11 protein-coding genes are annotated in these 8709 nt (G+C 71.2%); 9 read left to right on the plus strand and 2 right to left on the minus strand.

Going from position 1 to position 8709, the window contains the following annotated elements:
- Positions 1 to 4 precede the first annotated feature (4 nt).
- The 6 genes from rnc to tsf all read left to right on the plus strand — a co-directional run bounded on the left by rnc (position 5) and on the right by tsf (position 5946).
- A complete protein-coding gene (gene rnc, locus FV230_RS08095; RefSeq protein WP_147841982.1) occupies positions 5 to 811 on the plus strand; it encodes a ribonuclease III in 807 nt (268 codons plus the stop codon).
- Positions 808 to 1803: a GTPase Era gene (gene era, locus FV230_RS08100; RefSeq protein ID WP_147841983.1), complete on the plus strand. Its 996-nt coding sequence runs from the start codon at positions 808 to 810 to the stop codon at positions 1801 to 1803. The genes rnc and era overlap by 4 nt, the downstream gene beginning before the upstream one ends.
- Before the next feature lie 171 nt (positions 1804 to 1974).
- Positions 1975 to 2895, plus strand: a complete 921-nt coding sequence (locus tag FV230_RS08105; protein ID WP_147727748.1) for a methyltransferase — start codon at positions 1975 to 1977, stop codon at positions 2893 to 2895.
- On the plus strand, positions 2892 to 3635 hold the full coding sequence (locus FV230_RS08110) for a 16S rRNA pseudouridine(516) synthase (protein ID WP_147841984.1): 744 nt from the start codon (positions 2892 to 2894) through the stop codon (positions 3633 to 3635). Before FV230_RS08105 ends, FV230_RS08110 begins: the two co-directional genes overlap by 4 nt.
- A 201-nt stretch (positions 3636 to 3836) precedes the next feature.
- Positions 3837 to 4904, plus strand: a complete 1068-nt coding sequence (locus FV230_RS08115; protein WP_147727746.1) for a 30S ribosomal protein S2 — start codon at positions 3837 to 3839, stop codon at positions 4902 to 4904.
- A 121-nt stretch (positions 4905 to 5025) separates the two neighbouring features.
- The gene (tsf, locus tag FV230_RS08120) at positions 5026 to 5946 is read left to right on the plus strand and encodes a translation elongation factor Ts (RefSeq protein WP_147727745.1); all 921 of its coding nucleotides are present in this window, start codon (positions 5026 to 5028) and stop codon (positions 5944 to 5946) included.
- A gap of 118 nt (positions 5947 to 6064) precedes the next feature.
- Here tsf and FV230_RS08125 read toward each other — a convergent pair whose 3' ends face one another.
- On the minus strand, positions 6065 to 6343 hold the full coding sequence (locus FV230_RS08125) for a helix-turn-helix domain-containing protein (protein ID WP_147841985.1): 279 nt from the start codon (positions 6341 to 6343) through the stop codon (positions 6065 to 6067).
- Entirely contained in the window at positions 6312 to 6551 is a 240-nt protein-coding gene (locus FV230_RS08130) for a BrnT family toxin (protein ID WP_147841987.1), read from the minus strand. The genes FV230_RS08125 and FV230_RS08130 overlap by 32 nt, the downstream gene beginning before the upstream one ends.
- A 216-nt stretch (positions 6552 to 6767) precedes the next feature.
- Between FV230_RS08130 and pyrH the strand changes: the two genes are divergently transcribed.
- The 3 genes from pyrH to FV230_RS08145 form a co-directional block, all read left to right on the plus strand.
- Positions 6768 to 7490, plus strand: a complete 723-nt coding sequence (pyrH, locus tag FV230_RS08135; protein ID WP_147841986.1) for a UMP kinase — start codon at positions 6768 to 6770, stop codon at positions 7488 to 7490.
- Between the two features lie 135 nt (positions 7491 to 7625).
- The gene (frr, locus tag FV230_RS08140; RefSeq protein ID WP_147727743.1) at positions 7626 to 8189 is read left to right on the plus strand and encodes a ribosome recycling factor; all 564 of its coding nucleotides are present in this window, start codon (positions 7626 to 7628) and stop codon (positions 8187 to 8189) included.
- A 180-nt stretch (positions 8190 to 8369) separates the two neighbouring features.
- On the plus strand, positions 8370 to 8709 hold a 340-nt coding region (locus FV230_RS08145), incomplete at its 3' end, for a phosphatidate cytidylyltransferase (protein ID WP_187275434.1).

An 8709-nucleotide genomic window follows, 5' to 3' on the forward strand; every position in this document is an offset into this window, starting at 1 on the left:
CGCCTTGCCCGACGAGGCGCGCCCCTCCGCCCGCGCACGGCGCATCACCCGCCCGAAGCCCGATCTGTCGGTGCTGGAGGCGCGCATCGGCCACAGCTTCGCCGATCCGTCGCTGCTCGCCCGCGCGGTGACGCATGTGAGCAAGGCGGCGGGCCGCGCCGGCAGCTATCAGCGCCTCGAATTCCTCGGCGACCGCGTCCTCGGCCTCGCCATCGCCGACCGGCTCTACGCCGCCTTTCCGCAGGCCGACGAGGGCGACCTCTCGCGCCGGCTGGCGGGGCTGGTCCGGCGCGAGACCTGCGCCGCCGTCGCCACCGCCTGGGACGTCGGCCCGCACCTCGTCCTCGGGCAGGGCGAGGTCCTGGGCGGCGGCCGCCGCAACCAGACCATCCTGGCCGACGTCTGCGAGGCGATCCTCGGCGCGGTCTACATGGATGCCGGCTACGAGGCCGCCCGGGCGCTGATCGAATCCGCCTTCCGCCCGGCCGAGCCGACCGGCGCGCCGCGCGGCCGCGACGCGAAGTCGGCGCTGCAGGAATGGGCGATGGGCCGCGGCCTCGCGATTCCGGCCTACGACGTCGTCGAGCGCTCCGGCCCCGACCACGCGCCGCATTTCCGCATCGCCGCCCGCGTCGAAGGGCTCGAGCCGGGGGTCGGCGAGGGGCCGTCGAAGCGCCTCGCCGAGCAGGACGCCGCCCGCACCGTGCTGGCGCGCGAGGGCATCGGCGACGGCGCCGGCCCGGGCGGAGACGGGGCAGGGCGGGATGCCGGCCAGGGGGCCGGCGAGCGGCCGAGCGAGGACCGGACATGAGCGCGATGCCCCACGACGAACCCGAGGACGGCCCGCGGGACGAATTCGAGGCGGTGCCGGAGCGCGCCCCCCCGAGCCTGCTGCCGGGCACCCCGGCCGATGCCAAGGCCGGCTTCGTGGCGCTGATCGGCGTGCCGAACGCCGGCAAGTCGACGCTCCTGAACAGCCTCGTCGGCACCAAGGTCTCGATCGTCTCGCGCAAGGTCCAGACCACGCGGGCGCTGGTGCGCGGCATCCTGATCGAGGGCTCGGCCCAGGTGGTGCTGGTCGACACCCCCGGCATCTTCCAGCCCAAGCGCCGGCTCGACCGGGCGATGGTCCACTCCGCCTGGAGCGGGGCGGCCGACGCCGACGCGGTCTGCCTGCTGGTCGACGCGCGCAAGGGGATCGACGAGGAGCTGGAGACGATCCTGGCGCGCCTGCCGGACGTGCGCCGCCACAAGATCCTGATCCTCAACAAGATCGACCTGATCCTGCGCGAGAAGCTGCTCGCGCTCGCCGAGGACTTGAACAAGCGCATCCCGTTCGCCGACACCTTCATGATCTCGGCGCTGAACGGCGACGGCATCGCCACGCTCAAGCAGGCGCTCGCCAAGCTGATGCCCTCCGGCCCCTGGCTCTACCCGGAGGACCAGGTCTCGGACGCCCCCATCCGCATGCTCGCCTCCGAGATCACGCGCGAAAAGCTCTACGATCGGCTGCACGAGGAGCTGCCCTACCGCTCCACCGTCGAGACCGACCAGTGGCAGGTGCGCAAGGACGGCTCGGTGCGGATCGAGCAGACCATCTTCGTCGAGCGCGAGAGCCAGCGCTCGATCGTGCTCGGCAAGGACGGCCAGACCATCAAGGCGATCGGCACGGCGGCCCGCCGCGAGATCGCCGAGGTCGCCGAGACCACGGTCCACCTGTTCCTGCACGTGAAGGTGCGCGAGAACTGGGCCGACGACCCGGCCCGCTACCGCGAGATGGGCCTGGAATTCCCGCGCGGCTGATCCGTTTCGGTTTCCGGCTTCTCGAATCGCGCGAAACCGCGTGTTGATGCGCCGGGCTCCCCGTGCCGATCCGGCCCCCCCCGAACCGCTCGCGCGGGGTCGCCCAAGGCGCGGCGTTTCCCCATCCTCCATGGCCGCTTCGGCGGCCCGGTCCCGAAATTCCCGTCACCCATGCCCGAAACCGCCATCTCCGACGCCGTCTACGGCCTGCCGCCGGCCGAGCTCGCCGAGGTTCCGCCGGATGCCGTCCAGCTCTCGCCCCTCGTTCCCGGGTCCGCCCGGCTGGAGGATTGCGCGGATGCGAGCCTCGCGCAGGTTCGGATGCTGGCGCCGCCCGGCACCGTGGAACGCCGCTTCGTGCTGGCGCAGGCGCTGCGGGCGCTGCGGCCCGGCGGCGAGCTCCTGGCGATGGCCCCGAAGGATCGGGGCGGCGCGCGGCTGGCGCGCGAGCTGACGGATCTCGGCTGCACCAGCGCCGAGGAGGCCCGTCGCCATCACCGGATCTGCCGCGTCGTCCGGCCCGAGGGCGACCTGCCGCTGGCCGCCGCGCTCGAGGAGGGGGCGCCGCGCCACATCGACAACCTTTCCTTGTGCACGCAGCCCGGCATCTTCTCGTGGGACCGGCTCGATCCCGGCAGCGCGCTTCTGCTCGCGACCCTGCCGGCGCTGAAGGGCGGCGGCGCCGATTTCGGCTGCGGCCTCGGCATCCTGGCGCGCGCGGTGCTGGCCTCGCCCGCCGTCACCGCGCTCACGCTGATCGACATCGACCGCCGCGCCGTCGAGATGGCGCGCCGCAACGTCGGCGACCCGCGCAGCACCATCCGCTGGGCCGACATCCGCGCGGCGGATCCCGGCCTAACGCGCCTCGACTTCGTGGTGACCAACCCGCCGTTCCACGACGGCGGCGCCGAGGACCAGAAGCTCGGGCAGGTCTTCATCCGCCGTGCCGCGGAGGCCTTGCGCCCCGGCGGCAGCCTGTGGCTGACGGCCAACGCGCACCTGCCCTACGAGCGCGTGCTCGCCGAGGCCTTCAAGGCCGTGACGGTGAAGGCGTCCGCCCACGGCTACAAGGTGTTCGAGGCGCGCAAATGAGCGCCAAGGCCCCGACCGCCCGGCTCGACAAGCTGCTGGCCAACCTCGGCTACGGCTCGCGCCGCGAGATCGCCGGCCTGGCGCGGGCCGGACGCATCGTTCTGGACGGCGCGGCCCTCGCCGACGCGGGCGCCCGCATCGCCGTGACGCCGGACCTGCCCACGCGTCTGGCCGTCGACGGCGCGGGCATCGACCCGCCCCCCGGCCTCGCGCTGATGCTGCACAAGCCGCTCGGCGTCACCTGCTCGCACAAGGAGGCCGGCCCGCTGGTCTACGGGCTCCTGCCCGAGCGCTGGCGCCGCCGCGACCCGGCGCTCTCCACCGTCGGCCGCCTCGACAAGGAGACCTCGGGCCTGCTGCTGCTCACCGACGACGGTGCGCTGCTGCATCGGATCATCGCGCCCAAGGCCAACGTGGCCAAGCGCTACCGCGTGACGCTCGACCGCCCGCTGAAGGGCGACGAGGGCGCGATCCTCGCCGCCGGCACCCTGGTGCTGGAGGACGACGACAAGCCGCTCCTGCCGGTGGGCTTCTCCGCCGAGGACGCGACGCATGCCACCGTGACCCTGCACGAGGGCCGCTATCATCAGGTCCGCCGCATGTTCGCGGCGATGGGCAACCACGTCACCGCGCTCCATCGCGACCGGATCGGCGGCCTCGCCCTGCCGGCGGACCTGCCGGCGGGGGCGTATCGGGTGATGGACGCGGCGGACGTGGCGAACGTCTTTTCCGTCGCCTGATCCCGGCCTCGAGTCCGCTGCCTGGGGTTTCCGGCGCCCCGGCGATACCGTTGCCCTGGCGGCCAACCTCTGCTAAGGCCGGGCCCATTCCACACGCGGAGCCGGCCCCATGCCTGAATGGGGCGTTTCCGGTGATCGGCCGATCCGTCGGCCGGTCGCTACCTCCGCGGCGGCACAAACCGGAAAGAAAGCGAAAGACTCATGGCCGTCGATTTCACCATGCGCCAGCTCCTCGAGGCCGGCGCCCATTTCGGGCACCAGTCGCACCGCTGGAACCCGAAGATGCAGCCCTACATCTTCGGCACCCGCAACAACATCCACATCATCGACCTCGCCCAGACGGTGCCGGCGCTGCACACCGCGCTGCAGGCGGTGAGCGACACGGTCGCCAAGGGCGGCCGCGTGCTGTTCGTCGGCACCAAGCGCCAGGCGGCCGACACGATCGCCGAGGCCGCCAAGCGTTCGGCCCAGTACTACGTCAACTCCCGCTGGCTCGGCGGCATGCTGACCAACTGGAAGACCATCTCCGGCTCGATCTCGCGCCTGCGCAAGGTCGACGAGACCCTCGACACCGGCGGCCCGGGCCTCACCAAGAAGGAGCGCCTGATGCTGTCCCGTGAGAAAGACAAGCTCGAGAAGGCGCTCGGCGGCATCAAGGACATGGGCGGCGTGCCCGACCTGCTGTTCGTGATCGACACCAACAAGGAGCAGCTCGCGATCAAGGAGGCCCAGCGCCTCGGGATCCCGGTGGCCGCGATCGTCGACACCAACTGCAACCCGGACGGCATCACCTACGTCGTCCCGGCCAACGACGACGCCGGCCGCGCCATCGCGCTCTACTGCGACCTGATCGCCCGCGCCGCCATCGACGGCATCTCGCGCGGCCAGGGCTCGTCGGGCGTCGACCTCGGCGCCTCCGAGGAGCCGATGGCCGAGGAGCTTCCGTCGGACGAGGCCGCCGCCGTCTCGGTGGAGTCGGGGGCCCTCGATCCGGCCGACGTCGCGATGCTCGCCGAGTCGACCGAGCATTTCGAGCTGCTCGCCGCCCCCCGCGGCGCGCCGGACGACCTGTCCAAGCTCCACGGCGCCGGCCCGCAGATCGTGCAGAAGCTCAACGACGCCGGCATCTACCACTACTGGCAGATCGCCGCGATGAGCCCGGAAGACGTCGCCAAGGTCGACGCCGACCTGAAGCTCAACGACCGCTTCGGCCGCGACGGCTGGGTCGCCCAGGCCCGCGGCTTCGTCGAGGCCCAGGCCGCCGCCTGATCGCCCGCCGGGATCGCGGCGGCCCCATCCGGGGCGCCGTGATCCGCACCACCACATTCGGGCCCGGCGTTCACCCCTGGACGTCGGGCTCCTCTCATCTGAGATGACGAAAGGACCGGCCATGGCCAACATCACCGCCGCGATGGTGAAGGAACTCCGCGAGAAGACCGGCGCGGGCATGATGGACTGCAAGGGCGCGCTCAACGAGACGCAGGGCGACCTCGAGGCCGCCGTCGACTGGCTGCGCACCAAGGGCCTCGCCAAGGCCGCCAAGAAGGCCGGCCGCGTCGCCGCCGAGGGCCTCGTCGCCGTGGAGTCCTCCGGACACCACGCCGCGATCGTCGAGGTGAATTCCGAGACCGACTTCGTCGCCCGCAACGACGCCTTCCAGGCCTTCGCCCGCGAAGCCGCCAAGATGGCGCTCGATTCCGACGGCACCCTGGACAGCCTTCAGGCCGCGCACTTCCCCGGCGGCAGCGAGACCGTCTCGGAGAAGCTGCAGAACCTCATCGCCACCATCGGCGAGAACATGAACCTGCGCCGCGTCGCCAAGCTCGACGTGACCAAAGGCGTGATCGCGAGCTACGTCCACGGCCAGATCTCCGAGGGCCTCGGCAAGATCGGCGTGCTGGTCGCGCTCGAGTCGGAGGGCGACGTCGAATACCTGTCGACGCTCGGCCGCCAGATCGCGATGCACGTCGCCGCCACCAACCCGGTGGCGCTCGACGCCTCCGGCGTCGACGCCGCCACGCTGGAGCGCGAGTCGAACATCTTGCGCGAGAAGAACGCCGGCAAGCCCGACCACGTGATGGCGAAGATCGTCGAGAGCGGCCTGAAGAGCTACTACAAGGAGGTCACCCTCCTGGAGCAGCCCTTCGTGCACGACGGCTCGAAGACGATCACCCAGGTGATCAAGGAGGCCGCCGGCAAGGCCGGCGCCCCGGTCGCGCTCACCGGCTTCGTGCGCTACGCGCTCGGCGACGGCATCGAGAAGGAAGAGGGCCCCGACTTCGCCTCCGAAGTCGCCGCCATGTCGCGCTGAGCCAAGTTGCGCTGAGTCATGTCGCGCTGAGCGACATGATAGGTTCTTCCGAGGAGCCTCGGCCGCAAGGCCGGGGCTCTTCGCGTTCCGGCACCCGACGAAGCCGCCGGCGTCTCGCTCAAGCGATGGCTGCGGCGACCATGTCCGGATGCCGGGCGATGACGCGAACGTAGGCGACCGCGAAATCGGGAGGCGTGGTCCGAGCCTGTTCCCAATCGCGCAGGGTTCCGAGCGGGACACGGAACCTGAGGGCGAACGCGGCTTGCGAAAGGCCCAGCGTCGTGCGCGCCATCCGGATCAGCCGGGCCTTCTGCGCCCGATCCAAAGCCGTCGCGGGGACATCGAAATCCTCCGGGTCGCTGGTCTCAGAGGCCAGGATCGTAGGCTCGTCCTTCACCGGCATTGCTTCGCCTCACAGAGATGAACCGTGGCCGCCCGTTTCGCCAGGTGAACACGGCCGCGTGGAGTTTGCCCTCGACCAGACCAATGGCCTTGAAACGTTCCTCGCCGTCCCGCGGCCGGACGGATGGAATGATCGGGTGGGCCTCGTCCGCCATGATCCTGTCGCCGAACGCGAGCGACAGGCCGTGCCGTTCGCGGTTGATCGCATCCTTGCCGGGATCGAACGGTCGCTCATCGCACCAATGATACGGAAATCCCGTACCTCCAACAAGGCGACATCCGAGGCTGGCAGCCGATTTTTCCGAAACGGTCCGCGGAGAGCGGTCTCCGGGGCCTCGACGGTCCCGGGCGGCCTGACGTAGAAGCCCCTCGGTTCTGGATCAGGTTCGGCCGTGTCGCCGGACCCTATGAGGTGGACGATGCCGGAGACGACGCCGTTTCGCCGGGTGCTGGTGAAACTCTCGGGCGAGGCGCTGGCCGCCCCCGACGGGTACTGGCTCCATCCGCCGACGCTGGCGGGCCTCGCCGAGGACATTGCCCGCGCCATCGAGGCCGGGATCGAGGTCGCGCTGGTGGTCGGCGGCGGCAACATGATCCGCGGCGCGCGGATCTCGCAGGCCGGGTTCATCGACAGGGCCACCGGCGACTCGCTCGGCATGATGGCCACGGTGATGAACTCGCTCGCGCTCGAGACCGCGCTCAACGCGGCCGGCGTCCCCGCGCGCACGATGTCGGCGGTGTCGATGCCGACGATCTGCGAGACCTACGCGCGCCAGCCGGCCCTGCACCACCTCGACAAGGGCCAGGTGGTCGTGCTCGCCGGCGGCACCGGCAACCCGTTCTTCACCACCGACACCGCCGCCGTGCTGCGCGCGGCCGAGCTCCGCTGCGACGCGGTCCTGAAGGCGACGCAGGTCGACGGCGTCTACTCGGCCGACCCGAAGACCCATCCTGAGGCGACCCGCTACGACCGCATCACCCACGACGAGGCGATCGCCCGCGACCTCAAGATCATGGACACCGCCGCCTTCGCGCTCGCCCGCGAGAGCCGGCTGTCGATCGTGGTCGGCTCGGTGCACCCGCCCTCCTCGATCACTGCGATCCTCACCGGGCATGCGCCCTCGACCCTGGTCGTGCCCTGAGGACGGCGGGCGTCCCCGAGGGGCGTTGCGGTTTGCGGCCTCACGGGATTTCGTTCATTGAGGCGCCGACGCGCTCCGGCCCGGCGGGCCGGCTCGACCGACGAACAGTGAAGACGTTTCGGGAACTCTGAGACAATGGCTACACCGGACTTCGACCTCGCCGACATCAAGCGCCGCATGCAGGGCGCGGTCACGGCGCTCTCCAAGGATCTCGGCTCGCTGCGCACCGGCCGCGCGACGCCGAGCATCCTCGACCCGATCCAGGTCGACGCCTACGGCGCATCGATGCCGATGGCGCAGGTCGCCACCGTGAGCGTGCCCGAGCCGCGCCTGCTGTCGATCTCGGTGTGGGACCGCGGCATGGTCACGGCGGTCGAGAAGGCGATCCGCGAATCCGATCTCGGGCTCAATCCGCAGACGGAAGGCCAGACCATCCGCCTGCGCATCCCCGAGATGAACGAGCAGCGCCGCAAGGAGATGGTCAAGGTCGCGCACAAGTACACCGAGGAGGCCCGCGTCGCGGTCCGCCACGTGCGCCGCGACGGGCTCGACCACCTCAAGAAGCTGCTCAAGGACAGCGCCATCTCCGAGGACGACGAGAAGCGCCAGGCCACGGAAGTGCAGAAGGTCACCGACCAGCACATCGCCGAGGTCGACGGGGTGCTGGCGTCCAAGGAAAAGGAAATCATGCAGGTGTGAGGCGGCCTCGGTCCCGCTCCCGAGGGGAGGGGGCGTGACGGTGCCTGCGCCGACCTGTGAGGAAACGCTAGACCGGGCCGGCTGCCCCGGGGCCGGCGACGTGACGGAGAGGGGACGCGTGGACGGGAAGCACTCTGCGCGCCTTGCATCCGCGCGGACCGACGGTTCGAGGGCGCGGTGATGGCCGCCGACGACAGGGCGGTCGGCGCGCGGAAGAACCCGTTCGCGAACCGCGAGTTCGGCCTGCGCGTGGTCTCCGGGCTCGTGCTGGCGGCGATCGTCGTGGCGGCCCTGGTGGTCGGCGGCTGGGCCTTCGCCGTGATCTGGCTCGCCGCCGGGATCGTCGGCGCCGCCGAATGGATCGGCATGAGCCGGACGACGCCGCGGCGCGCGCTGCTGGCCATCGTCGCCGGCACGCTGATCCTGGCGGCGGCATGCTTCGAGGGCGACGCGCCGACCTACGCGGTGCCGGTGCTCCTGGCGCTCGGCGCCGTGCTGTGCGTGGTGGTGGCGGAGGGGG

This window comes from Methylobacterium sp. WL6, from assembly GCF_008040095.1.
GTDB lineage: Bacteria > Pseudomonadota > Alphaproteobacteria > Rhizobiales > Beijerinckiaceae > Methylobacterium.